The following is a 23,214-nucleotide window of genomic DNA, read 5'->3' as shown; positions in this document are numbered from 1 at the left end:
GAACACCGCATCCCTCCGAGGGATCCGTCGCGTGCATCGGGGAGAACGGTGGTCCCGTTCTCCTTTTCTCCCGAACCGCGAGGCGCGATCGTCGTGCGTCGCCGCCGCGCTCAGCCGAGATCGCGTTCCGGCAGGTGCAACCGCGCGAGGAACGCGTCGGTGCCCCGCGGCATCCGTCGCCGGTCGGCCCGCGAGACGAGCACCGTCACGAGCACCGCGATCGGCACCGTCCAGGCGGCCGGCTGTTCGACGAGGGGGCGGATGGCGGGCGCCGCCGCCGCGAGGAGGGCGCCGCCGAGGATCGCCGCCCCCGAGAGCGTCGCTCCGGTGGCCATGCCGGCGATGGCCCCGCGAGCGGTGAGGCCGCGCCACCAGATCCCGAGGATCAGCACGGGGCAGAGCGTCGACGCCGTGAACGCGAACACCAGGCCGACGCTGCCCGCGAGCCCGGCGGGCTCGGTCGCGAAGGCGACGACGAGCGGCACGGCCGTCGAGGCGAACGCCGCGATGCGGAAACCGCGCACGCTGCCGCCGAGGAGGTCCTGCGAGATGACGCCGGCGACCGAGACCACGAGGCCCGACGACGTCGACAGGAACGCGGCGAACGCGCCGCCGATGACGAGCGCCGTGAGCAGGTCGCCCCAGACGCCGGGCAGCAGGCGGTCGGGCAGCACCAGGACGAGCGCGTCGGCGTCGCCCGGCGTCGCGAGGTCGGGAGCGAAGGCCCGGCCGAGCAGGCCGAACAGGGTCGGGAACGCGTAGAACACCGACAGCAGCACGAGCACGATGACGGTCGTGCGGCGCGCCGCCGGCCCGTCGGGGTTCGTGTAGAAGCGCACGAGCACGTGCGGCAGGCCGAGCGTGCCGAGGAGCAGCGCGACCATGAGCGAGACCGTCCGGTAGATGTCGAGCGACCCGGGGCCGTCGGCGGCCGGGAACGCCTCGGCGGGCGGCAGCGCGGGCTCGACGGCGCCGGTCACGAGGAGGAGCGCGACGACGGGCACGGCGATCGCCGCGAGCTTCAGCCAGAACTGGAACGCCTGCACGAACGTGATCGAGCGCATGCCGCCCGACGCGACGACGATCGCGACGAGCGCGGCGACCGCGACCGACCCGACCCAGCTCGGCAGGCCCGTCGTGATCCGCACCGTGAGCGCGGCGCCCTGCAGCTGCGGCACGATGTAGAGCCATCCGATCACCACGACGAGCACGCTCGTGACTCGTCGGACCGCGAGCGACTCGAGCCGCGCCTCGGTGAAGTCGGGGATCGTGTACGCGCCCGACCGGCGGAGCGGCGCCGCGACGAAGAGCAGCAGCATGAGGTACCCCGCCGTGTACCCGATCGGGAACCACATGCCGCCCGACCCGGTGAGCAGGATCAGCCCGGCGATGCCGAGGAAGGATGCCGCCGAGAGGTACTCGCCGCCGATCGCCGACGCGTTCCACCAGGGGCGCACGGTGCGGCTCGCGACGTAGAAGTCGCTCGTGGTGCGCGAGATCCGCAGGCCGTAGAAGCCGATCAGCACCGACGCGAGCGCGACCGCGACGATCGCGGTGTAGCCCACGGCGGGATTCACGCGTCCTCCACGAGCGACCGGTAGCGGGCCTCGTTGCGGGTCGCGGCGCGCACGTACAGCGCGGCGACGCTGATCGCGAGCGGGTACACGCCGAAGCCGAGGAGCAGCCACGACACCGGCACGCCCGCGACGAACGCGCCGTCGAGCGCCGGCGCGAACGCGATCACGCCGACGAACACGAGAGTCGCGAGCACGAACCCGGCGGCGCAGATCAGCGCGAGGCGGAGCTGCGACCGGATGAGCGAGCGAACGTAGACCGACTGGATGTCGGTGGGTCCGGTGTCGGTGCCCGGTCCGCGCGTGCGCGCGGCGGGTCGGCGGTCGGATGCCGCGGGGCCGGCCGTGCCGCGAGCGGTGACGCGCACGCGGGGCGGGGTCGAGACGGCGGTGTCGTCGTGGGGTGGTCTCGGTACGGGCGCTTCGCGTCCTACTCGACCACCGGAGTCGGCTTCGCGTCCTACTCGACCACCGGGGTCGGCTTCGCGTCCGACTCGACCACCGGGGTCGGCTTCGCGTCCGAGTCGACCACCGGGGTCGGGGGCGCCGGGGGGCTCGGTGCTCACGGTCGCGCCCGCGGCGTCGCCGCCTCGAGTCGTTCGCGGAGCCCGGGCAGGAGCCGCCGACTGACGGGCAGCTCGGCCTGCCCGACCACGATGGTGGGCCGGTCGCCGCCGAGCCGGACCCGCGTCACGTGCGGCAGCGCGACCAGGTACGACCGGTGCACGCGCACGAAGCCGGCGTCCGCCCACTGCCGCTCGAGATCGGACATCGGCACGCGCACCAGGTAGCTCGCCTCGTCGGTGTGCAGCCGGGCGTAGTCGCCCTGCGCCTGCACGTACCGGACGTCGTCACGGCGGATCATGCGCGTCGTGCCACCCAGTGTGACGGCGATCATCTCGGGGCGCGCGGGCGCGGCATCCGTCGCCTGGCCCTGGCCCATCGACTCGACGACGCGCGTGACCGAGCGGTGCAGGCGGTCGGTGCGGACGGGCTTCAGCAGGTAGTCGACCGCCGCGAGGTCGAATGCCTCGAGCGCGCCCTCCTCGTCGGCCGTGACGAACACGAACGCCGGCCGGTGCTCGAAGCGCTGCAGGGCCCGGGCGAGGTCGAAGCCCGACAGGCCCGGCATGTGGATGTCGAGGAACGCCGCGTCGACCGGCTCGCGCGTCAGGATCCGGATGGCCTCGGCGCCCGAGGTCGCGCGGTGGATGACGCCGATCCGCGGGTCCTGTCCGAGCAGGAACGCGAGCTCGTCCACGGCGGGCTGCTCGTCGTCGGCGATGAGGACCGAGATCACGGCACCAGTCTCCCATCCGGTTCGGCGGGGCGGCCGGGCCGGGCGTCGACGGATGCCGCGGAACGGCCGGGCTGGGACTTCGGCACGCTCATGCGGACCAGCGTGCCCGCACCGACGTTCGTCTCCACGACGAGCCCGTGCTCGTCGCCGTACACCTGCCGGAGGCGCGCGTCGACGTTCCGGAGGCCCACGTGCTCGCCCGGCGTACCGCCCGCGAGCACCTCCGCCGCGACCTCGGGGTCGATGCCGACCCCGTCGTCCTCCACCGTGATCTCGGCGAACGCGCCGCGGTCCTCGGCGGTGATCGTGATGCGTCCGCCGCCCTCCTTCGCCTCGAGGCCGTGGCGCACGGCGTTCTCGACGAGCGGCTGGATCGACAGGAACGGGATGACGGTCGAGAGCACCTCGGGCGCGACCTGCAGCGTCACCCGCAGGCGATCGCCGAACCGCGCCCGCTCGAGCTTCAGGTACGAGTCGATCGAGCGGAGCTCCTCGGCGACGGTCGTGAAGTCGCCGTGGCGGCGGAAGGAGTATCGAGTGAAGTCGGCGAACTCGAGCACGAGTTCGCGGGCCTTCGCCGGGTCGGTGTTGATGAACGACGCGATCGCGTTCAGCGAGTTGTAGATGAAGTGCGGGCTGATCTGGGCGCGGAGCGCGCGCACCTCGAGCTCGGCGAGCGCCGCCCGCGACGCGTCGAGCTCGCCGAGCTCGACCTGCGCCGCGACCCACTCGGCGACCTCGCCCGTCGCGCGCACGAGCCCGGCACGCACCCGCCCCGCGAACGCGACGACCGCGCCGACCGCGACGCCGTCCGCGAGGATCGGCGCGGCCGCGGCATCCGTCTCACCCGACGGCGTCGGCACGCGCCGCTCGACCTGCGGCCGTCCGCTTCCGACCGCCTCGTCGGCGAGCCGCTCCGCGGCGGCGATGAGCGTCTCGTCGCCGTCGACCGCGACGGGTCCGGCCGTCATCACGAGCGCGAGCGTGTCCGCGCCGAGGAGGGCCCGCAGGTGGCGCGCCGCGCGCGCGGCATCCGCCTCGGTCATGTCGCCCCGCAGGTGCTTGGCCGCGCGCGACGCGAGGTGCAGCGTCTCGTAGGTCGCCCGTTCGGCGTCGGTGCCGAGGTCCTTCGACTGCACCGCGAGGCGGCGGAGCAGCACCACGACGCCCACCGCGAGCGCGCCCGCCACGACGCCGGCAGCGGCGGCGAGCAGCATCGACTCGGGCATGCACGTCACTGTAGCCGTCGTTCGTCGTCGCCCCGCGCCGTTCGTCGCACGGTCGGCGCCGCTCACCGACGACGAGCGGTCGAGGCCCCCGGCGGGTGATCGTCGCGGTCACCATGGACGCATTGCGACCGCAGCGGAGCGGGCCGAGCCCGTGCCGCATCCCCTCGAAGGAGAGACGCCATGGGCAACGACGCCCTGAGTGCGGAAGTCGACCTGAGTCACGTCGACTACCCCGCCGTGCAGCAATCCCCGGAGTTCCAGGAGCTCCGCAAGACCCACCGCAGTTTCGTCTTCCCCGTCCTCACGGCGTGCCTCGTCTGGTACTTCGCCTACGTGCTGCTGGCCGTGTACGCGGTCGACTTCATGTCGACCCGCGTGTTCGGCAGCGTGAACGTGGCGATGGTGCTCGGCCTCGCGCAGGTGGTCACCACCTTCGCCGTGACCATGTGGTACGTCCACTACGCCAACAAGCAGCTCGACCCGCGGTCGGAGAAGATCCGCACCGAGATCGAGTCCGGCGACTTCGAGGCCCGGGAGGTCGCGCGCTGATGTTCCACCTCGAAGCGGCGACCAGCTCGCCCGGCAACCCCTGGCTCAACATCGGCATCTTCGGTGCGTTCGTCGCGGTGACCATGGTCATCGTGTTCCGGGCCAGCCGGAACAACAAGACCGCGGCCGACTACTACGCGGCGGGCCGCTCGTTCACGGGAGGCCAGAACGGCTCGGCGATCGCGGGCGACTACCTGTCGGCGGCGTCGTTCCTCGGCATCGTCGGCGCGATCGCGCTGAACGGCTACGACGGGTTCCTGTACTCCATCGGCTTCCTCGTCGCCTGGCTCGTGGCGCTCCTGCTCGTCGCCGAACTGCTCCGCAACACGGGCAAGTTCACGATGGCCGACGTGCTGTCGTTCCGCCTCAAGCAGCGCCCGGTGCGCATCGCGGCGGCGACGACGACCCTCGTGGTGTGCTTCTTCTACCTGCTCGCGCAGATGGCTGGAGCCGGTGGCCTCGTGTCGCTGCTGCTCGGCGTCGGCGACCAGGTCGGACAGGCCGTCGTCATCACCGTCGTCGGCGCGCTCATGATCCTCTACGTGCTCGTCGGCGGCATGAAGGGCACCACCTGGGTGCAGATCATCAAGGCCGTGCTGCTCATCGCCGGTGCCGGCGTGATGACGATCTGGGTGCTCGCGCTCAACGGCTTCGACTTCTCGGCGCTGCTCGACAAGGCGGTCGCGGTTGCGGAGAACCCGGCGATCCTCGACCCGGGCCTGAAGTACGGCGTCTCGGAGATCAGCAAGATCGACTTCGTCTCGCTGGGCCTGGCGCTCGTGCTCGGCACCGCGGCCCTGCCGCACGTGCTCATGCGCTTCTACACGGTCCCGACCGCCAAGGAGGCCCGCAAGTCGGTCGTGTGGGCGATCTGGCTGATCGGCATCTTCTACGTGTTCACGCTCGTGCTCGGCTACGGCGCGGCGGCATTGGTCGGCCCCGCCGTCATCGCCGCCGCACCGGGCGGACCGAACTCGGCGGCGCCGCTGCTGGCGTTCGCGCTCGGGGGCCCCGTGCTCCTCGGCCTGATCTCGGCCATCGCGTTCGCGACGATCCTCGCGGTCGTCGCCGGCCTCACGATCACCGCGGCCGCCTCGTTCGCGCACGACATCTACGCCTCGGTCGTGAAGAAGGGCAAGCCCGAGCCGGGCGCCGAGGTCAAGGTCGCCCGCCGCACGGTCGTCATCATCGGCGTCGTCGCGATCATCGGCGGCATCGGCGCGAACGGGCAGAACGTCGCGTTCCTGGTGGCGCTCGCGTTCGCGGTCGCCGCCTCGGCGAACCTGCCGACGATCGTCTACTCGCTGTTCTGGAAGGGCTTCACCACCAAGGGCGCCCTCTGGAGCATGTACGGCGGCCTGATCTCGGCGATCGTGCTCATCGTGTTCTCGCCGGTCGTCTCGGGCTCCGAGACCTCGATGCTGAAGACCGACGCGATCGACTTCGCGATCTTCCCGCTGTCGAACCCGGGCATCGTCTCGATCCCGCTGGCCTTCCTCCTCGGATGGATCGTGAGCAAGCTCGACAAGACGGTCGAGAGCCCCGAGAAGCAGGCCGAGATGGAGGTCCGCTCGCTCACCGGCCTCGGCGCCGAGAAGGCGGTGAGCCACTAGGAGAGACTCCGGCGGCCGCTCCGGGATGGGGTAGCGGGCGGCCGCCGGACACGACTGCGACGGGGTGGGACCGCCTGCCCACGACCTCGTCGCCGGCACGACGGGGGCGGATGCCTCGGGCCTCGGGCCCGGCATCCGCCCCCGTTGCGCTGCGCCCGGGACACCCGACGGCGCCGCGTCCTACATGTTGATCATGTGCCCCACGAGGCCGTGGAACGCCTCCTGCAGGCCCTCGGAGAGCGTCGGGTGCGTGTGCACGTTGCGGGCGAGTTCGAGCGCGCCGAGGTCCCACTTCTGCGCGAGGGTGAGCTCCGGTAGCAGCTCCGAGGCGTCCGGGCCGATGATGTGGCCGCCGAGCAGCTCGTAGTGGGCCTTGTCGGCGACGAGCTTGACGAACCCGACCGGGTCGCCGAGGCCGTTCGCCTTGCCGTTCGCGGTGAACGGGAACTTCGCCACGATGACGTCGTGGCCCTCGTCGCGGGCCTGCTGCTCGGTGAGGCCGAACGACGCGACCTGCGGCGAGCAGAAGGTGGCTCGAGGCATCATCCGGTAGTCGCCCAGTTCCATCGTCTCGGCGTCGGCGATGGTCTCGGCCGCGACGACGCCCTGCGCCTCGGCGACGTGCGCGAGCATGAGCTTCGCGGTGGCGTCGCCGATCGCGTAGATGTGCGGCACGTTGGTGCGCATGCGCTCGTCGATCGCGATGGCGCCGCGCTCGGTGAGCTGCACGCCGGTCGCGTCGAGGCCGAAGCCCTCGACGTTCGGCGCGAAGCCGACGGCCATGAGCACCTTGTCGACGACGAGCGAGCCGGGCTGGCCGTCGGAGCCCGTGTAGGTCACGGTGACCTGCGAGCCCTGGTCGGTGACCGTCTCGACCTTCGTCGAGGTGAGGATCGGCACGCCGAGGTTGCGGTACTGGCGCGTGATCTCCTTCGAGACCTCGGCGTCCTCGTTGGGCAGGGCGCGGTCGAGGAACTCGATCACGGTGACCTCGACGCCGTAGTTGCGCATCACGTACGCGAACTCCATGCCGATGGCGCCCGCGCCGACGATCGCGATCGAGCGCGGCAGCTCGCGCGTCAGGATCTGCGACTCGTACGTGACGACGTTCTCGGAGAGCTCGACGCCCGGCAGCAGGCGCACCTTCGAGCCGGTCGCGATGATGGCGTTGTCGAAGGTCAGGCTCTCGACCGTGCCGTCGGCCTTCGCGACGTCGATGCCGTTCGGGCCGGTGAACGAGCCGCGGCCGTCGAACTCGGTGATGCCGTTCTTCTTCATCAGGAAGTGGACGCCCTTGACGTGCTTCTCCGAGACCTGGCGGCTGCGATCGTACGCGGCGCCGAAGTCGAAGTGCACGTCGCCGGAGATCCCGAAGGTCTGGCCCTGGGCCTGGAAGATGTGCGCGAGCTCGGCGTTGCGCAGCAGCGCCTTCGAGGGGATGCAGCCGACGTTGAGGCACACGCCGCCCCAGTACCTCTCTTCGATCACGGCGACCTTGCGGCCGAGCTGGGCGGCGCGGATGGCGGCCACGTAGCCGCCGGGACCCGCACCGAGGACGATGACGTCGAAGTGGGTGGTCATGGCGCCCAGCCTAGGCTGGGCGCCCCGGGATCGGCACGGGTGGCGTCCGCCTGCCAACGTTCGGCGGGTTCCGGACATCGCGTTCCGGAGCCCTCGTCGCGGCGCCGGCGGCGACGTACCGTGATCCGGTGACCACTGGTTCCACCACCACGACCGCCGCCACGACGATGACCTCGGGCGGTGCGCCGCGACGCCGCGGCATCCGCACCTGGGTGCAGTTCCTCGCGGCCGGCCTCGTCTGGGGCGCGAGCTTCCTGTTCATGGCGGTCGCGCTCACGGGCATCTCGTTCACGCAGGTCGCCTGGACCCGCGCCGTGCTCGGCGGACTCACGCTGGGCCTCGTGGTCCTCGTCGCGCGCCCGCGCGTCGGCGGAGGCCCGGTGCTGCCGCGGCAGCCCGTCGTCTGGCTCCACTTCCTCGTCATCGGCGTGCTCGGCTGCGCCATCCCGTTCCTGCTCTTCTCGTGGGCGCAGCAGTCGGTGACCTCGAGCCTCGCGTCGATCCTCAACGCGACGACGCCGATCATGACCGCGCTCGCCGCGACCCTCGCGTTCCGAGTCGAGCGGCTCGACGCGTCGCGCTGGCTCGGAGTGCTCGTCGGCATCGCCGGGGTCGTCGTGATCATCGCGCCGTGGGTGACCGAGCTCGGCGGCAGCCTCGCGGGCCAGCTCGCGTGCCTCGGTGCGACCGCGTGCTACGGGATCATGTTCGGCTACACCCGCCGGTTCCTGAGCGGCCGGCCGATCGCGCAGACGACCTTCGCGTTCCTCCAGGTCGGCATGGGCGCCGTGGTCATGCTGCTCCTCACCCCGATCCTCGCCGTCGGACCGGTCGCGCTCGACCTGCCGATCGTCGCGAGTCTCGCCGTGCTGGGCATCTTCGGCACCGGCCTCGCGTACGTCTGGAACATCGGCGTGATCCGCGACTGGGGGCCGACGAACGCCTCGACGGTCACCTATGTCACGCCCGTGGTGGGTGTCGCGCTCGGCGTGCTCGTGCTCGGCGAGCCGTTGTCGTGGAACGAGCCGCTCGGCGCGCTCGTCGTCATGCTCGGGATCCTGCTGGCGCAGGGCAGGGTCCGGATGCCGCTCGCGCGCCGTTCGGCGACGGCCGCCTGACGCGCGCTCGGGGGCCGGACCGGGCCGGCCCTGTGCAGTCGCCACGCGATGTGGTGAGGTGAGCAGGTGACGACCGTCGATGCGACCTCCTCCGCAGCCGGACTCGCCGCCGCGTTCCGAGCGGGTGCGACCACGCCCGATGACGTCGCCGAGGACGCGCTGGCCCGCATCGCACGACTCGAGCCGGTCGTGAACGCGTTCGCCGATCACGATCCCGATGCGGTGCGAGCGGATGCCGCGGCGAGCGCCGAGCGCTTCCGCCGCGGTGCCCCGCTCGGCGTGCTCGACGGTGTGCCGGTCACGGTGAAGGAGAACATGCTGCGCGCGGGCGTACCCGCCCGGTCGGGCTCCGCGGCATCCGCCCCGGTCGTGCCCGACGCCGACTCGCCGATCGTGGCGAGGCTGCGCGAGGCGGGCGCCGTCGTCCTCGGTTCGACGACGATGCCCGACTGGGGGATGCTCTCGTCGGGGGTCTCGAGCCTGCACGGCATCACCAGGAGCCCGCTCGACCCGGCGCTCACCGTGGGCGGGTCGAGCGCGGGCGCCGGCGCGGCCGCCGCTGCGGGCCTCGGGCCGATCCACATGGGCACCGACATCGGCGGCTCGATCCGCTTCCCCGCGGCGTGGCTCGGTCTCGTCGGCCTGAAGCCGAGCGCCGGGCGCGTGCCGATCGATCCGCCGTACCTCGGCCGGGCGGGCGGCCCGATCGGTCGTCGCGTGGCCGATCTCGCCGCGGCCATGGCGGTCGTGACCGGGCCCGACGTGCGCGACCACACATCGTTGCCGTACGAGCAGCTCGACTGGGCCGATCCGGGGCTCGACGTCCGCGGGCTCAGGATCGCGGTGCACACCGACGCGGGCGCCGGCCTGCCCGTCGATCCCGAGGTCGCCGCCGCCGTGCGCGCGGCCGCCGACCGGTTCGCCGCGGCCGGCGCCGAGGTCGTCGAACTCGGGCCGTTCGTGGACGACGGGCTGCTCGGCCAGGCCGACCGGTTCTGGCGCGTGCGGTTCCGGCGCCTCTACGACGATCTCGCGCCGGAGGCGCGGGCGCGCGTGCTGCCCTACATCGCGCGATGGGTCGCGCCCGGCGCCGACGTCTCGGGCATCGCCGCGCTCGCCGCGTACGACGACCTCGGTGAGCTCCGGCATCGCACGGTCCTCGCGACGGCGCCGTTCGACTCCGTGCTCTCGCCGGTCGCGCCGATGGCCGCGTTCCCGGCCGAGCGGCCGATGCCGTGGGGCGAGGAGGATCTCGGGATGGCGCACATCGCGTTCACGCTCCCGTTCAACCTGTCGGGCCAGCCGGCCGTGAGCATCAACGCCGGTACGACCGCCGACGGTCGAGCGATCGCACTCCAGATCGCGGGCCCGCGCTTCGCGGATCTCCGGGTCCTCGCGTTGTCCGCGTGGTGGGAGCGCGAGCGACCGGCGGATGCCGCGGTACCGGAGGTGCCCGGTCGGTCTTGACATCCGCTCGCGAAGATGGTTGGTTACTTACTGAAGTAACTAACCAATGAACCGAAGCGAGGCTCCGTGGACGAATCCCGGCCGATCTTCCTGCAGGTCGCGGAGCAGATCGAGAACGACATCGTCGACGGCCACGTCGCCGAGGATGCCGCGATCCCGTCGATCAACGAGCTCGCCGCGTTCCACCGCATCAACCCCGCCACCGCGCTGAAGGGCGTGAATCGACTCGTCGAGCAGGGGCTCGTGGCCAAGCGCCGCGGGGTCGGCATGTTCGTCGTCCCGGGCGCACGCGAACGACTGATCGAGCGTCGCCGCTCCGAGTTCGCGGCCGAGTACCTCCGACCGCTCATCGTCGAGGCCGCGAAGCTCGGCATCGGCGTCGACGAACTCGCGGCCATGGTCCGCGAGGAAAGGATCCTGACATGACCACCACCGTCGTCCGTGCGCGCGGACTCACCAAGCGCTACGGGTCGTTCACCGCGATCGACGGCATCGACCTCTCGCTCGAGGAGGGCCGCATCTACGGCCTGCTCGGTCGCAACGGCGCCGGCAAGACGACCGTGATGCAACTGCTCACCGGGCAGATCTTCGCGAACGGCGGCGAGCTCGAGGTCTTCGGCCGTCAGCCGGCCGAGCACGCCGACGTCCTGCGTCGGATGTGCTTCATCGCGGAGGCGCAGCGCTACCCCGAGGACTTCACACCCGCGCACGTCTTCCGTTCCGCACCGTGGTTCTTCGAGCACTGGGATGCGGAGTTCGCCGAGCGGCTCATCGCGGACTTCCGGCTGCCGCTGAAGCGCCGCATCAAGAAGCTCTCGCGAGGCCAGCTCAGCGCGGTCGGCGTCATCGTCGGCCTCGCGTCGCGCGCGCCGCTGACGTTCTTCGACGAGCCGTACCTCGGCCTCGACGCCGTCGCCCGGCACATCTTCTACGATCGGCTGCTCGAGGACTACGCGGCCCACCCGCGCACGGTGGTGCTCTCGACGCACCTGATCGACGAGGTCGCGAACCTGCTCGAGCACGTCATCCTCATCGACCAGGGACGCATCCTGCTCGATCGCGACGCCGACGAGGTGCGCGGCAGCGCGACGACGGTGGCCGGCGCCCGGACCGCCGTGGAGCAGTTCGTCGCCGACCGACCGGTGATCGGCCGCGAGGGCATCGGCGGCCTGGCATCCGTCACGATCGACGGCCGCCTCGACCACGACGAACGCGTCCGTGCTGCCGAACTCGGCCTCGAGCTCGCGCCCGTCTCGCTCCAGCAGCTCATCGTCCACCTGACCGGCGCCGAACTCGTCGGATCGACCGAACCCGAGGGGAAGGCCGCCGCATGACCGCCGTCACCACCGCATCCGTGCCCGTCACCGGGTCGCAGGGCCGCGTCCGGCCGAACGAGATCCTGCGCATCGTCCGGCTGCACACCGTCAATCCGTCGATCTTCTTCGTCGTCCCGGCGATGATCCTGGGCGGTGCGTGGGCCGTGACCATGGTGATCGCGCTCATCCTCGTCGGCGCCGGCGTACCGCAGGAGGAACTGGCCTTCCAATACAGCTGGGCCGTGCTCTCGCCGCAGTGGTACCTGATCGTGGTCGGCGTCCAGGCCGTCTCGTACACCTTCCCGTTCGCCCTCGGCTTCGGTGCGACCCGGCGCGACTACTGGATCGGCACCGGCATCATGTTCGTGCTCGCCTCGTTCCTGTTCGCCGTCGTGATCGCGACGCTGATGCTCGTCGAGCGGGCGACCGGCGGGTGGGGCGTCGGCGCCGGCATGTTCGACGCGCTCTGGTACTTCGGGGCGGATTGGATCACGGCCTTCTACACCACCTTCGCCCTGCAACTGCTCGTGCTCTTCATCGGCGCCGGAGTGACGACGGTCTTCATGCGCTGGCGCATGAAGGGGATGATGATCCTGCTCTTCGGCGGCGTCGCAGTGATCCTCGCCCTCATCGCGCTGCTCACGTTCACCGAGTCATGGGAGTCGCTCGGTGCGTGGCTCTCGTCGATCGGGGTGATCGGGGTGTTCACGGTGGTGCTCGCGACGGCGCTGGCCTGGGCCGTGGCCGGGTTCCTCGTGATCCGACGGGCGACGCCGCGATAGGGCCGGGCGTCGCGGCAGGCGTCGCGACGCGTCCGGGTGGGGCGCGGCATCCGTTCGGGGGAGCGGATGCCGCGCCCTCGTCGTGTCTCTCCGGCATGTTCGCCACGGTGGTTGCGGAATACCCCATGGGGGTATAACGTTCCTTCTTGGAGACAGGTACCCCGGTGGGGTACCCTCGAACACGATCCCGATCCAGAACGAGGAGAACACCATGACCGAGCGCGAGTACCAGGTGACGGGCATGACGTGCGGGCACTGCGAGATGTCGGTGCGCGAAGAGGTCGAGCAGTTGGTCGGCGTGACCGGCATCACGGTCTCGGCGGCGTCCGGCAGCCTGACCCTCTCGGCTCCGACCGACCTCGACGACGCCGGCGTGATCGCCGCCGTCGAGGAGGCCGGCTACTCCGCCGTGCGCGTCTGACCCGGCGGTCGCACGTGAACACGGCAGCCCGAGTGGGGCTGTTCACGGCGGGCGCGGCGGCGGTCTTCACCGTCGCGCTCGTCGCGGCCCCCCTCGTCATCCCGGCCGACGCCTCGGCCGCATGGACCTCGAACGAGGACGATCACATGAACTCCACCGAATCCGGCCACGGCGGCCACGCCGCGGCATCCGGTTCCTCCGACGACGTGCGCGGCGTCACCGTCTCGCACTCCGGCTACACCCTGACCGACCTGACCGCGCCGGCGACCGCCGGCGACGACGGCTCGATCGACTTCCGCCTGACGGATGCCGCGGGGCGGCCCGTCACCGACTACGAGATCTCGCACGAGAAGGCGCTCCACCTCATCGTGGTGCGCACCGACGGAGCGCAGTTCCGCCACGTGCACCCCCGGGCCGACGGCGAGGGCGGATGGAGCGTCCCGTTCGCCTTCGACACTGCCGGCACCTACCGGGTGTTCGCCGACTTCGTGCCGAGCGGGCACGGCGAGACGGTGACGCTCACGAGCACGGTCGACGTCCGAGGCGAGTTCGCCCCCGAGGCGCGCGCCGCCGACATCACGACGTCCACCGTCGACGACCTCACCGTCGAACTCGACGGCGCACTGGTCGCCGGCGGCGAGAGCGACCTCACCTTCACGGTCACGCGCGACGGCGAGCCCGTCACGACGCTCGAGCCGTACCTCGGCGCGTACGGGCACCTCGTGGCCCTGCGCCAGGGCGATCTCGCCTACCTGCACGTGCATCCGATGGGTGAGCCGGGCGACGGCGTCACCGAGCCCGGTCCCGAGATCTCGTTCATGGCGACCGCACCCACGGCCGGCCGCTACCTGCTCTACCTCGATCTGCAGCTCGACGGGGTCGTCCGTTCGGTCCCGTTCGTGCTCACCGCCACGGCCGGGTCGACGGATGCCGCGGGCGACGGCTCGCACGGCGACGAGGGCGACGCGCACGGGGAGGGTCACTGATGACGGATGTCACCACCTCGCCCGAGCGCGTCGTCGAGCTCGAGATCGGCGGCATGACCTGCGCCTCGTGCGCGATGCGCATCGAGAAGAAGCTCAACAAGCTCGAGGGCGTCAACGCCACCGTGAACTACGCGACCGAGAAGGCGCGCGTCGCCGCGCCCGCGGGCGTCGACCAGGCCGAGCTCATCGCGGCGGTCGAGGCGGCCGGGTACCGCGCGACGGTGCCCGCCCCGCCGGCGCCCGCCGGCGCATCGGGTGCCGGCGACGGCGGCACGCCCGCCGAGTCGCGGGCCGACGTCGAGCTGCGCTCCGTGCGCACCCGGCTGATCGCGTCGCTCGTGCTCTCGGTGCCGGTGATCCTCATGTCGATGATCCCGGCCCTGCAGTTCACCTACTGGCAGTGGGCGTCGCTGGCGCTCGCCGCGCCCGTGGTGACGTGGGCGGCCTGGCCGTTCCACCGCGCCGCCCTCGTGAACCTCCGGCACGGCGCCGCGACCATGGACACGCTCGTCTCCCTCGGCGTGACGTCGGCGTTCCTGTGGTCGCTCTTCGCCCTGTTCCTCGGCACGGCCGGCGAGCCCGGCATGGTGCACGCCTTCGAGCTGACCGTCGCCCCGAGCGACGGCGCGGCGAACCTCTACCTCGAGGTCGCGGCGGGCGTGACGATGTTCATCCTCCTCGGCCGGTACCTCGAGAAGCGTTCCAAGCGCGCCGCCGGTGCGGCGCTCCGAGCCCTGTTCGAGCTCGGCGCGAAGGACGTCGCGGTGCTCCGGGACGGCGTCGAGACCCGCATCCCGGTGGAGCAGCTCGCCGTGGGTGACGAGTTCGTCGTGCGCCCGGGCGAGAAGATCGCGACCGACGGCGTCGTCGTCGAGGGCCGCAGCGCCGTCGACGCCTCGCTCGTCACGGGAGAGTCGGTGCCCGTCGAGGTCGAGACCGGCGACCCGGTCGTCGGCGCGACCGTCAACGCGGGCGGCCGACTGGTCGTCCGTGCCACGCGCGTCGGCGCCGACACCCAGCTCGCGCAGATGGCGCGGCTCGTCGAGGACGCCCAGACCGGCAAGGCCGAGGTGCAGCGCCTCGCCGACCGGGTCGCCGGCGTGTTCGTCCCGATCGTGATCCTCATCGCGGTCGGCACGCTCGGCGCGTGGATCGGGGGCGGGTTCCCGGTCGCGGCGGCCTTCACGGCCGCCGTCGCGGTCCTCATCATCGCCTGCCCGTGCGCGCTCGGGCTCGCGACGCCCACGGCGCTGCTCGTCGGCACCGGTCGGGGCGCGCAGCTCGGCGTGCTCATCACGGGCCCGGAGGTCCTCGAGTCCACCCGTCGCGTCGACACGATCGTGCTCGACAAGACCGGCACCGTGACCAGCGGTCGGATGTCGCTCGCCGGGGTCCACACCGCCGAGGGCGTCGACGAGGCCGAGCTGCTCCGCCTCGCGGGTGCACTCGAGCACGCCTCGGAGCACCCGATCGCCACGGCGATCGCCGACGGCGCGGCCGCGCGCGTCGGCACCCTCCCGTCGCCGGAATCGTTCGACAACCGGCCCGGGCTCGGGGTGCACGGCGTGGTCGACGGCCACCTCGTGCTCGTCGGTCGCCCGGCGATGCTCGCCGAGTGGTCGATCGAACCCGACGCGCGAGTCGCGGCATCCGTCGCCGCCGCCGAGGCCGACGGCCGCACCGCGGTCGTCGTCGCGTGGGACGGCGTCGTGCGCGGCGCCCTCAGCGTCGCCGACGCGATCAAGCCGACGAGCGCCGACGCGGTCGAACGCCTGCGAGGACTCGGCCTCGAGCCGATCCTGCTCACCGGTGACAACGAGACCGTCGCACGGCAGGTCGCCGCCGAGGTCGGCATCGACCGCGTCATCGCGGAGGTGCTTCCGGCGGACAAGGTGGCCGTGGTCTCCCGGCTGCAGGGCGAGGGGCGGACGGTCGCGATGGTCGGCGACGGCGTCAACGACGCCGCGGCGCTCGCGCAGGCCGACCTGGGCATCGCGATGGGCACCGGCAGCGATGTCGCCATCGAGGCGGCCGACCTGACGCTCGTGCGCGGCGACCTGCTCGCCGCGGTCGACGCCATCCGGCTCTCGCGGCGGACGCTCCGCGTCATCAGGGGCAACCTGTTCTGGGCGTTCGCGTACAACGTCGCGGCGATCCCGCTCGCGGCGCTCGGCCTGCTGAACCCGATGCTCGCCGGGGCCGCCATGGCGTTCTCGAGCGTGTTCGTCGTCGCCAACAGTCTGCGTCTGCGCGCGTTCCGTTCGGCGGTCGCGACCGCCTAGGGTCGAAGCATGACCGGTGAGACCCCCGACCGCGCCGCCGACCCCACCCCGCCCGCGGGCGGCGGCGCGGTCGACGAACGCGACGCCGCGATCACGACCCTCCTCGGCATCCGCTCGAGCATCGACAACATCGACGCGGCGCTCATCCACCTGCTCGCCGAACGGTTCAAGTTCACGCAGCAGGTCGGCCGATTGAAGGCCGAGCACGGCCTGCCGCCGAGCGATCCCGATCGCGAGAAGCGCCAGATCGAGCGGCTCCGCTCGCTCGCGGAGGACGCGCACCTCGACCCCGCCTTCGCCGAGAAGTGGTTCAACTTCGTGGTGGCCGAGGTGATCCGCCACCACGAGGAGATCGCCGACGGCTCCGGGTCGGACCGCACGTGAACTGGTACCCGACGCCGGTGCCGCCGCAGGCGGGGCGCCAGGTGCTCGTCACGGGTGCGAACGCCGGGCTCGGGTTCTTCACGTCCGCTCGCCTCGCGCGCGCGGGCGCGCACGTCACGCTGTCGGGCCGCAACCCCGAGCGGCTCGCCGCGGCCGTCGCCGCGATCCGCACACGGATGCCGCGCGCCTCCGTCGACACGCTCGTGATCGACACCGCCTCGCTCGAGTCGGTGCGCGCCGGCGCCGACCGACTGCTCGACCGCGCGCCGCTCGACGCGGTCTTGCTGAACGCCGGCATGGTGCACACCCCGAGCGAGCGGCGCGAGTCCGTCGACGGGCACGAGCTCGTGCTCGCCACCAACGTGCTCGGGCACTTCGCCCTGCTCGCCGACATCGTGCCGCACCTCGCGCGGGGCGCTCGGGTCGTCTCGGTCGGCTCGCTCTCGACGAGGCTGTCGACGTTCCGGGTCGACGACCTCCAGCTCACCCGGTCGTACGACTCGTGGCGCGCCTACGCGCAGTCGAAGATCGCCGCCACGTCGCTGGCGTTCGAGCTCGACCGGCGGCTGCGCCGTGCGGCGACGGAGGCCGCGGAGGCCGTGGGCGCGGCATCCGTCACACCTCGCGTGCACAGCGTCGTCGCCCACCCGGGCTACGCGATCTCGGGCCGCACGCCGCGCGTGCCCGGCGTGAACCAGCCGCCCACCGCCGACCGGTTCGCCGACGCGCTGCAGGCCGCATGGGCGCAGGGCAAGCACCGGGGCGCGGAGGTGATCGTCCACGCCGTGACCGCCGACGACGTCGAGGGCGGCCAGTTCTGGGGCCCGCAGTGGATGGTCAAGGGCGCGCCGCGACTGGCGACGCCCACGCGCACGAGCCGCGACGCGCGCATCGGAGCGCGGGTGTGGGCGTTCGCCGAGGAGGCCGTCGGCCGCGGCGTCGACGTCGGGGGCCGAACGTGATCCGGGGGATGGTCTCGCGCTGGTGGTCGCAGCCCGGCGTCCGGATGCGGATCGCTCGCGTGGTCGTCGTCATCGGCGTCGTGCTCGGCGTCTTCGGGGTGTTCAGCGCGCGCTACGGCTTCCTGTTCGCCGGGATCATCGTCGTCGGGCTCGGCGCGGGGCTCGGGCCGGCGCGCATCCGCAAGCGACGCGAGTAGGCCCGCGCGACCCCGAACGCGTAGCGTGTCGGCATGATCAGCCGCGACCTCGCCCTGCAGCTGCGCGACGCCGGCCTGGCGTGGCATCCGGACTCGGGCGACCGGTTCCAGCTCGACCTGCCGAGCGACGTCGAGGCCGAGGTGGAGGCCGACACCTTCACGGTGAGCGAGATGACGATCGAGACCCGCCGCTACCCCACGGGCACGATCCTCGCGTTCAACGGCACGACCGAGTGGGCACTCGACTCCGTCGCGCTCGCCGACGCGGTCTGGCTGCCGCGCGAGGACCAGCTGCGCGAGCTGCTTCGCGCGACGTTCCGCTCCCTTCGGCGGCTACCGGACGCGTACGAGGTGACGATCGAGGTCGCGGGCGAGGCGCTCGCGTTCGAGCACCCCGACGCCGCCGAGGCCTACGGGATGGCGCTGCTCGCCCTCGTCGACCGCACGCGGTGATCGGGCCGCCCGCTCGGGTCCGTCGTCTGCGCGGCGTCGGGAGCAGTGCGAATAGGCTCGGGCCGTGGGTCGAACGGATGCCGCGGGGGCGGTCGCACGGGCGCATGAGGCGCTGGACCGGGCCGTGCGCGTCCTGGCCGAGGCATCCGCCCGTACGGAGACGCTCGCCGAGTTCGACCCCGGCCGCAGGGTTCTGGGGATCCCGCGGGCGCCGCGCATGCGCGTCATCGCGCCGGTCTGGCGGCTCGGCGTGCTGCTCCTCGACGCCGACGGACGGCTGTACTCGACCGGGCGCGTGGTGCGGGCGGAGCGCGCCGTACGGAGGAGCGTGCTCGCCGAATCGGTGGCCGAGCATCGTGCGTACCGGGCGGCCGCCGTGAAGGGCGGCATCGCCGAGGGTGAGACGGTCGTGTTCGACGCGGTGCCGCTCGCACTCGACCCCGAGGAACTCGCCGCCGGCGGCGGGCCGCTCGTGCTGACGGACGGCGCGGTCGTCGGCGTGCGATGGAACCCGTCGTTCCCGGATGGCGCGGTGCCGATCGAGTCCTACCTCGCCGAGCGCGTCGACCTGCTCGTGCACCCGCCACAGGGCGCGTGAGCCGGACTGCCGCACCGCCTCCGGGTTCAGCCGGCTTGCGCCGCCGAGGAGCGTCTCGAGCGCCGCACGGCCGCTGCGACGGTCAGCCGCGCGCGTCCCGAGGAGTCGACTCGCCGTCCCCGTCCGTGCGGCTCGGCCGCTGCTCCTGCTCGGCGATCGACTCGATCACCGAGTCCTGCAGTCCGCGCTGCCCGGTGTGCAGTTCCTGGTAGGTCTCACCCGCACTCATCAGCGGGCCGAACGCCGCCCGCGCACGCTGCCCGCGCGGCGCGCGGATGGCGCGGACGGTCATCCCGATCACGAGGGCGGCGACGAACGCCGCCGCGAGCACTCCGATGACGGTCTCCACGACCGGCCTCAGAAGCCGAACGCCGTGACGGCCGGAAGGCCGCCGTCGCGCCAGCCCTCCAGCGCGACGCGCTCGTGGTGCACGAGCCGCTCGGGCAACTCGTCGAGCGCGAACCACTCGAGCGCGCTCGCCCTGTCGGGCTCCTGCAGCGACGGGATGCCGCGCCAGGTCCGCGCCACGAAGAAGACGTCGAGCCGCTGATCGATCGGCAGCCCGGTGGGCGCCGTACGGTGCATCGCCGTGATCGGCTCGAGATCGGCCTCGTCGACCTCGACCCCGATCTCCTCCGACGTCTCGCGCGCGGCACCGGCCATGACCGTCTCGCCCGGGTCGACGTGACCGGCCGCCGACGCGGCCCACCACCCGTCGTAGTAGCCGGTGCCGGCTCGCATCTGCAGGAGCACGCGGCCGCGGTCGACGAGGAACACGTACGCCGCGGGGATCAGCGCGAACGTGCCGTGCTCGGCGGCGTAGGCCGCCGGATACGTCTGCCGCGGCTCGTCTGACATCGGGCCGTCGATCCGCCCGATCAGTACCCGACGACCGGGCCGAACGCGTCGGCGAGGGGCGCACGGTTCACACCGCGGAGCTCCTCGACCGACACCGTGAACGCGCCCTGGACCTCGAGCGAGCCGGACGCGGCATCCGTCACGCCGATACGGCGCACCGGGTAGCCGCGGCCCTCGCAGAGACCCCGGAACTTCACGTCGTCCTCCCGCGGCACGGTCACGATCACGCGGCCGGTCGACTCGGAGAAGAGCGCGGTCGCGAGGTCGATGCCCGCATCCTCGGTGACCTCGCCCAGGAACACGCGCGCGCCGACGCCGAAGCGGTTCACGCCCTCGGCCAGCGCGACCGCGAGCCCGCCGTCGGAGAGGTCGTGCGCGGAGTCGATGAGGCCCTCGAGCGCCGCGGCGCGCAGCAGCTCGGCGAGGCGCTTCTCGCGGTCGAGGTCGACGAACGGCGGGACGCCGCCGAGGTGGTCGTGCACGACGCCCGCCCAGGCGGAGCCGTCGAGCTCGGCGTACGTCTCGCCGAGCAGGTAGATGTTGTGGCCCTCGTCCTGCCAGCCCGACGGGATGCGGCGCGCGACGTCGTCGATCACGCCGAGCACCGCGACGACCGGAGTCGGGTGGATCGGCACGTCGCCGGTCTGGTTGTAGAAGCTGACGTTGCCGCCCGTGACGGGGATGCCGAGCTCGAGGCATCCGTCGGCGAGGCCGGTGACCGCCTCGGCGAACTGCCACATGACCTCGGGGTTCTCGGGGCTGCCGAAGTTCAGGCAGTCGGAGATGCCCATCGGGGTCGCACCGGTCACGGCGACGTTGCGGTACGCCTCGGCGAGCGCGAGCTGCGCGCCGCGGCGCGGGTCGAGCTGGCAGTAGCGGCCGTTCGCGTCGGTCGCGACGGCGACGCCGAGGCCCGACTCCTCGTCGACGCGGATCATGCCCGCGTCATCCGGTGCCGCGAGCGCGGTGTTGCCGAGGACGTAGTGGTCGTACTGGTTCGTGATCCACGCGGCATCCGCCTGGTTGGCCGACCCGACGAGCTGCAGGAACTGGTCGCGGAGGCCGTCGCCGTCGTCGTCGGCCGGGCGCTCGAGCGCGGCCGACGTGTCGGCCTGCAGCGCGTCGAGGTAGGACGGGTAGGTCATCGGGCGCTCGTAGACCGGGCCGTCGACCGCGACCGTGCGCGGGTCGACGTTCACGATCTCCTGGCCGCGCCACGTGATCGAGAGACGCCCGGTGTCGGTGACCTCGCCGAGCACGCTCGTCTCGACATCCCACTTGTCGACGACCTCCATGAAGCCGGCGAGCTTCTCGGGGCGCACGATCGCCATCATGCGCTCCTGGCTCTCCGACATGAGGATCTCCTCCGGCGTGAGCGACGGGTCGCGCAGCAGCACGTCGTCGAGGACGATCGCCATGCCGCCGTCGCCGTTGGCCGCGAGCTCGCTGGTCGCGCACGAGATCCCGGCCGCGCCGAGGTCCTGGATGCCCTCGACGAGGTCGCCCTTGAAGAGCTCGAGGCAGCACTCGATGAGCACCTTCTCGGCGAACGGATCGCCGACCTGCACCGCCGGGCGCTTGGTCGGGCCGCCCTCGGCGAACGTGTCGGACGCGAGGATCGACGTGCCGCCGATGCCGTCGCCGCCCGTACGGGCCCCGAAGAGCACGACCTTGTTGCCGACGCCCTTCGCGTTCGCGAGGTGGAGGTCCTCGTGCCGGAGCACGCCCACCGCGAGCGCGTTCACGAGCGGGTTCTTCTGGTAAGTCGGGTCGAACCAGGTCTCGCCGCCGATGTTCGGCAGGCCGAGGCAGTTGCCGTAGAAGCTGATGCCGGCGACCACGCCGTGCACGACGCGTGCGGTGTCGGGGTCGTCGATCGCGCCGAACCGCAGCGCGTCCATGACGGCGACCGGGCGGGCGCCCATCGAGATGATGTCGCGGACGATGCCGCCGACGCCCGTCGCGGCGCCCTGGAACGGCTCGATGAAGCTCGGGTGGTTGTGCGACTCGATCTTGAACGTGACGGCCCAGCCCTCGCCGATGTCGAGCACGCCGGCGTTCTCGCCGATGCCCACCATGAGGTGCTGCTTCATCGCGGGCGTGACCTTCTTGCCGAACTGGCGCAGGTGCACCTTGCTCGACTTGTACGACGCGTGCTCGCTCCACATGACGGAGTACATGGCGAGCTCGGCGCTCGTGGGCCGCCGGCCGAGGATGTTGCGGATCCGCTCGTACTCGTCGGGCTTCACGCCGAGCGCCGCGTAGGGCTGCTCCTTCTCGGGGGTCGCCTTCGCGACCTCGACGGTGTCGAGCACCGGCGTCGTGGGGGCTGCGGCCTCGTCGGGGGCAGCGGTCGTGGCGGGTGCGTCAGTCACGGTGTGGCGAGCTCCTGGAAACGGCGGCGAGACGGATGCCGCGGGCGGATGCCGGTCGCACCGAGTCTACCCGGCGTGCTCAGGCGAGCATCGCCCGCTCGCGCTGCCCGCTGGAGTGCCGTTTCTGCGGTGGAGCGCGGGCTCATCCGGCCCTCCACCGCAGAAACGGGACTCCGGCGGGCGCGCGGCGAGGAGCGCAGTCACCCGGCCCGCGAGAACGCGGCGGCGCGCTCGACCTGGTCGCGCGTGAGGGCGACGCCCGTGTAGCGCTCGAACTGCCGGGCGGCCTGCAGGGCGACGACCTCCGCGCCGGTGATGACGGGCGTACCCGCGGAGCGGGCGGCCGCGATGAGTGGAGTCTCGGCGGGGAACGCCACCACGTCGAAGACCGTCGAGGCGCGCCGGATGAACCGCTCGTCGAAGGCGAGCGCAGCGGCATCCGCCCCCTGCATGCCGAGCGGCGTGACGTTCACGATGACGTCGAAGTCGGCCGCCGGGTCGGACGCCGTCCAGGCGTAGCCGTACCTCTCGGCGAGGGCGGGCCCCGCCTCCACGTTGCGGGCGAGCACGGTGAGATCGTCGAAGCCGGCACCCCGGAATGCGGCGACCACCGCCTTCGCCATGCCGCCCGACCCGCGCACGACGACCCGCGCGGCGGGGTCGAGCCCGTGCTCGGCGATGAGCTGCGCCACCGCCTCGTAGTCGGTGTTGGATGCCGTGAGGCGACCGCCGTCGTTCACGATCGTGTTCACGGACTCGATCGCGGCGGCCGAGTCGTCCATGACGTCGACGAGCGGGATCACCGCCTCCTTGAACGGCATCGACACCGAGCAGCCGCGGAACCCGAGGGCGCGCATGCCGCGGATCGCGCCCTCGAGGTCGTCGGTCGTGAACGCCTTGTAGAGGAAGTTCAGCCCGAGCTCGTCGTAGAGGAAGTTGTGGAACCTCGTGCCGAGGTTCGACGGGCGGCCGGACAGCGAGATGCAGACCTGCATGTCCTTGTTGAGGATCGGCATGCCGCCATTCTCGCCGTCGTGCGCGTCGTTCGGACGCGAGCTGGCGGTGGGTGGGTCGGGCCGGCGCCGATTCCCGTCCGATCGACGAAGGAGGGCGCACACCCGGACCGGCAGCGACGGGGATATGTTGTGAGAGCGCTCTCTTCGAGACGG

24 protein-coding genes are annotated in these 23,214 nt (G+C 72.2%); 15 read left to right on the top strand and 9 right to left on the bottom strand.

Annotated features, from left to right (window positions below):
* Window positions 1-110 precede the first annotated feature (110 nt).
* From ACIQH8_RS08825 to ACIQH8_RS08810, 4 genes are read right to left on the bottom strand one after another with little or no spacing between them, the layout of a single operon-like run.
* On the bottom strand, window positions 111-1,577 hold the full coding sequence (locus ACIQH8_RS08825) for a cation acetate symporter (protein ID WP_400997263.1): 1,467 nt from the start codon (window positions 1,575-1,577) through the stop codon (window positions 111-113).
* Window positions 1,574-2,140 (bottom strand): DUF485 domain-containing protein, encoded by a 567-nt coding sequence (locus ACIQH8_RS08820; protein ID WP_400997261.1) that lies wholly within the window; start codon window positions 2,138-2,140, stop codon window positions 1,574-1,576. Before ACIQH8_RS08820 ends, ACIQH8_RS08825 begins: the two co-directional genes overlap by 4 nt.
* Window positions 2,137-2,874, bottom strand: coding sequence for a LytR/AlgR family response regulator transcription factor (locus ACIQH8_RS08815; protein WP_400997259.1), 738 nt, complete (start codon window positions 2,872-2,874; stop codon window positions 2,137-2,139). The genes ACIQH8_RS08820 and ACIQH8_RS08815 overlap by 4 nt, the downstream gene beginning before the upstream one ends.
* The gene (locus ACIQH8_RS08810; RefSeq protein WP_400997257.1) at window positions 2,871-4,103 is read right to left on the bottom strand and encodes a sensor histidine kinase; all 1,233 of its coding nucleotides are present in this window, start codon (window positions 4,101-4,103) and stop codon (window positions 2,871-2,873) included. Before ACIQH8_RS08810 ends, ACIQH8_RS08815 begins: the two co-directional genes overlap by 4 nt.
* Window positions 4,104-4,283: 180 nt before the next feature.
* Between ACIQH8_RS08810 and ACIQH8_RS08805 the strand changes: the two genes are divergently transcribed.
* Window positions 4,284-4,652, top strand: a complete 369-nt coding sequence (locus tag ACIQH8_RS08805; protein ID WP_400997255.1) for a DUF485 domain-containing protein — start codon at window positions 4,284-4,286, stop codon at window positions 4,650-4,652.
* Window positions 4,652-6,265, top strand: a complete 1,614-nt coding sequence (locus ACIQH8_RS08800) for a cation acetate symporter (RefSeq protein WP_400997252.1) — start codon at window positions 4,652-4,654, stop codon at window positions 6,263-6,265. Before ACIQH8_RS08805 ends, ACIQH8_RS08800 begins: the two co-directional genes overlap by 1 nt.
* 180 nt (window positions 6,266-6,445) lie before the next feature.
* Here the strand turns inward: ACIQH8_RS08800 and lpdA are convergent, their stop codons facing one another.
* On the bottom strand, window positions 6,446-7,846 hold the full coding sequence (gene lpdA, locus ACIQH8_RS08795; RefSeq protein WP_400997250.1) for a dihydrolipoyl dehydrogenase: 1,401 nt from the start codon (window positions 7,844-7,846) through the stop codon (window positions 6,446-6,448).
* A 128-nt stretch (window positions 7,847-7,974) separates the two neighbouring features.
* Between lpdA and ACIQH8_RS08790 the strand changes: the two genes are divergently transcribed.
* From ACIQH8_RS08790 to ACIQH8_RS08730, 13 genes are all read left to right on the top strand, one after another.
* A complete protein-coding gene (locus tag ACIQH8_RS08790) occupies window positions 7,975-8,964 on the top strand; it encodes a DMT family transporter (RefSeq protein ID WP_400997248.1) in 990 nt (329 codons plus the stop codon).
* A gap of 66 nt (window positions 8,965-9,030) precedes the next feature.
* Complete coding sequence (locus ACIQH8_RS08785) at window positions 9,031-10,431, top strand: amidase (RefSeq protein ID WP_400997246.1); 1,401 nt, start codon at window positions 9,031-9,033, stop codon at window positions 10,429-10,431.
* Between the two features lie 66 nt (window positions 10,432-10,497).
* Window positions 10,498-10,857: a GntR family transcriptional regulator gene (locus ACIQH8_RS08780; RefSeq protein WP_400997243.1), complete on the top strand. Its 360-nt coding sequence runs from the start codon at window positions 10,498-10,500 to the stop codon at window positions 10,855-10,857.
* A complete protein-coding gene (locus ACIQH8_RS08775) occupies window positions 10,854-11,765 on the top strand; it encodes an ABC transporter ATP-binding protein (protein ID WP_400997241.1) in 912 nt (303 codons plus the stop codon). The genes ACIQH8_RS08780 and ACIQH8_RS08775 overlap by 4 nt, the downstream gene beginning before the upstream one ends.
* Window positions 11,762-12,529, top strand: coding sequence for a hypothetical protein (locus ACIQH8_RS08770; protein ID WP_400997239.1), 768 nt, complete (start codon window positions 11,762-11,764; stop codon window positions 12,527-12,529). Before ACIQH8_RS08775 ends, ACIQH8_RS08770 begins: the two co-directional genes overlap by 4 nt.
* A gap of 211 nt (window positions 12,530-12,740) precedes the next feature.
* The gene (locus ACIQH8_RS08765; protein ID WP_400997237.1) at window positions 12,741-12,950 is read left to right on the top strand and encodes a heavy-metal-associated domain-containing protein; all 210 of its coding nucleotides are present in this window, start codon (window positions 12,741-12,743) and stop codon (window positions 12,948-12,950) included.
* A gap of 14 nt (window positions 12,951-12,964) precedes the next feature.
* Window positions 12,965-13,936: a heavy-metal-associated domain-containing protein gene (locus ACIQH8_RS08760; protein ID WP_400997234.1), complete on the top strand. Its 972-nt coding sequence runs from the start codon at window positions 12,965-12,967 to the stop codon at window positions 13,934-13,936.
* Entirely contained in the window at window positions 13,936-16,218 is a 2,283-nt protein-coding gene (locus ACIQH8_RS08755; RefSeq protein ID WP_400997232.1) for a heavy metal translocating P-type ATPase, read from the top strand. Before ACIQH8_RS08760 ends, ACIQH8_RS08755 begins: the two co-directional genes overlap by 1 nt.
* 9 nt (window positions 16,219-16,227) lie before the next feature.
* Window positions 16,228-16,602, top strand: coding sequence for a chorismate mutase (locus tag ACIQH8_RS08750; protein ID WP_400997229.1), 375 nt, complete (start codon window positions 16,228-16,230; stop codon window positions 16,600-16,602).
* Window positions 16,599-17,564 carry an SDR family NAD(P)-dependent oxidoreductase gene (locus tag ACIQH8_RS08745; RefSeq protein WP_400997227.1) on the top strand — a complete coding sequence of 322 codons (966 nt, stop codon included), beginning with the start codon at window positions 16,599-16,601 and terminating at the stop codon, window positions 17,562-17,564. The genes ACIQH8_RS08750 and ACIQH8_RS08745 overlap by 4 nt, the downstream gene beginning before the upstream one ends.
* Window positions 17,561-17,761 (top strand): hypothetical protein, encoded by a 201-nt coding sequence (locus tag ACIQH8_RS08740; RefSeq protein WP_400997224.1) that lies wholly within the window; start codon window positions 17,561-17,563, stop codon window positions 17,759-17,761. Before ACIQH8_RS08745 ends, ACIQH8_RS08740 begins: the two co-directional genes overlap by 4 nt.
* 33 nt (window positions 17,762-17,794) lie before the next feature.
* The gene (locus tag ACIQH8_RS08735; RefSeq protein WP_400997221.1) at window positions 17,795-18,214 is read left to right on the top strand and encodes a pilus assembly protein CpaE; all 420 of its coding nucleotides are present in this window, start codon (window positions 17,795-17,797) and stop codon (window positions 18,212-18,214) included.
* Between the two features lie 64 nt (window positions 18,215-18,278).
* Window positions 18,279-18,812, top strand: coding sequence for a hypothetical protein (locus ACIQH8_RS08730; RefSeq protein ID WP_400997218.1), 534 nt, complete (start codon window positions 18,279-18,281; stop codon window positions 18,810-18,812).
* Between the two features lie 82 nt (window positions 18,813-18,894).
* On the opposite strand, the gene ACIQH8_RS08725 is transcribed toward ACIQH8_RS08730, so the two are convergent.
* The 4 genes from ACIQH8_RS08725 to ACIQH8_RS08710 all read right to left on the bottom strand — a co-directional run bounded on the left by ACIQH8_RS08725 (window position 18,895) and on the right by ACIQH8_RS08710 (window position 23,061).
* Complete coding sequence (locus ACIQH8_RS08725) at window positions 18,895-19,161, bottom strand: hypothetical protein (protein ID WP_400997215.1); 267 nt, start codon at window positions 19,159-19,161, stop codon at window positions 18,895-18,897.
* Between the two features lie 8 nt (window positions 19,162-19,169).
* Entirely contained in the window at window positions 19,170-19,670 is a 501-nt protein-coding gene (locus ACIQH8_RS08720; RefSeq protein ID WP_400997213.1) for an NUDIX domain-containing protein, read from the bottom strand.
* A 20-nt stretch (window positions 19,671-19,690) separates the two neighbouring features.
* Entirely contained in the window at window positions 19,691-22,045 is a 2,355-nt protein-coding gene (gene purL, locus ACIQH8_RS08715) for a phosphoribosylformylglycinamidine synthase subunit PurL (protein ID WP_400997210.1), read from the bottom strand.
* Between the two features lie 200 nt (window positions 22,046-22,245).
* Window positions 22,246-23,061 (bottom strand): shikimate 5-dehydrogenase, encoded by an 816-nt coding sequence (locus ACIQH8_RS08710; RefSeq protein ID WP_400997207.1) that lies wholly within the window; start codon window positions 23,059-23,061, stop codon window positions 22,246-22,248.
* Between the last annotated feature and the right edge of the window lie 153 nt (window positions 23,062-23,214).

Origin of the sequence: Agromyces sp. GXQ0307 (assembly GCF_044769845.1) — a bacterium.
Classification (GTDB): domain Bacteria; phylum Actinomycetota; class Actinomycetes; order Actinomycetales; family Microbacteriaceae; genus Agromyces.
This window is presented reverse-complemented; position numbering and strand designations above follow the sequence as displayed.

Coding starts and splice junctions, on each gene's coding strand:
- ACIQH8_RS08750 (WP_400997229.1), top strand. CDS start 16,228: ATGACCGGTGAGACCCCCGACCGCGCCGCCGACCCCACCCCGCCCGCG.
- ACIQH8_RS08735 (WP_400997221.1), top strand. CDS start 17,795: ATGATCAGCCGCGACCTCGCCCTGCAGCTGCGCGACGCCGGCCTGGCG.
- ACIQH8_RS08710 (WP_400997207.1), bottom strand. CDS start 23,061: ATGCCGATCCTCAACAAGGACATGCAGGTCTGCATCTCGCTGTCCGGC.
- ACIQH8_RS08800 (WP_400997252.1), top strand. CDS start 4,652: ATGTTCCACCTCGAAGCGGCGACCAGCTCGCCCGGCAACCCCTGGCTC.
- ACIQH8_RS08765 (WP_400997237.1), top strand. CDS start 12,741: ATGACCGAGCGCGAGTACCAGGTGACGGGCATGACGTGCGGGCACTGC.
- ACIQH8_RS08810 (WP_400997257.1), bottom strand. CDS start 4,103: ATGCCCGAGTCGATGCTGCTCGCCGCCGCTGCCGGCGTCGTGGCGGGC.
- ACIQH8_RS08755 (WP_400997232.1), top strand. CDS start 13,936: ATGACGGATGTCACCACCTCGCCCGAGCGCGTCGTCGAGCTCGAGATC.
- lpdA (WP_400997250.1), bottom strand. CDS start 7,846: ATGACCACCCACTTCGACGTCATCGTCCTCGGTGCGGGTCCCGGCGGC.
- ACIQH8_RS08805 (WP_400997255.1), top strand. CDS start 4,284: ATGGGCAACGACGCCCTGAGTGCGGAAGTCGACCTGAGTCACGTCGAC.
- ACIQH8_RS08720 (WP_400997213.1), bottom strand. CDS start 19,670: ATGTCAGACGAGCCGCGGCAGACGTATCCGGCGGCCTACGCCGCCGAG.
- ACIQH8_RS08775 (WP_400997241.1), top strand. CDS start 10,854: ATGACCACCACCGTCGTCCGTGCGCGCGGACTCACCAAGCGCTACGGG.
- ACIQH8_RS08770 (WP_400997239.1), top strand. CDS start 11,762: ATGACCGCCGTCACCACCGCATCCGTGCCCGTCACCGGGTCGCAGGGC.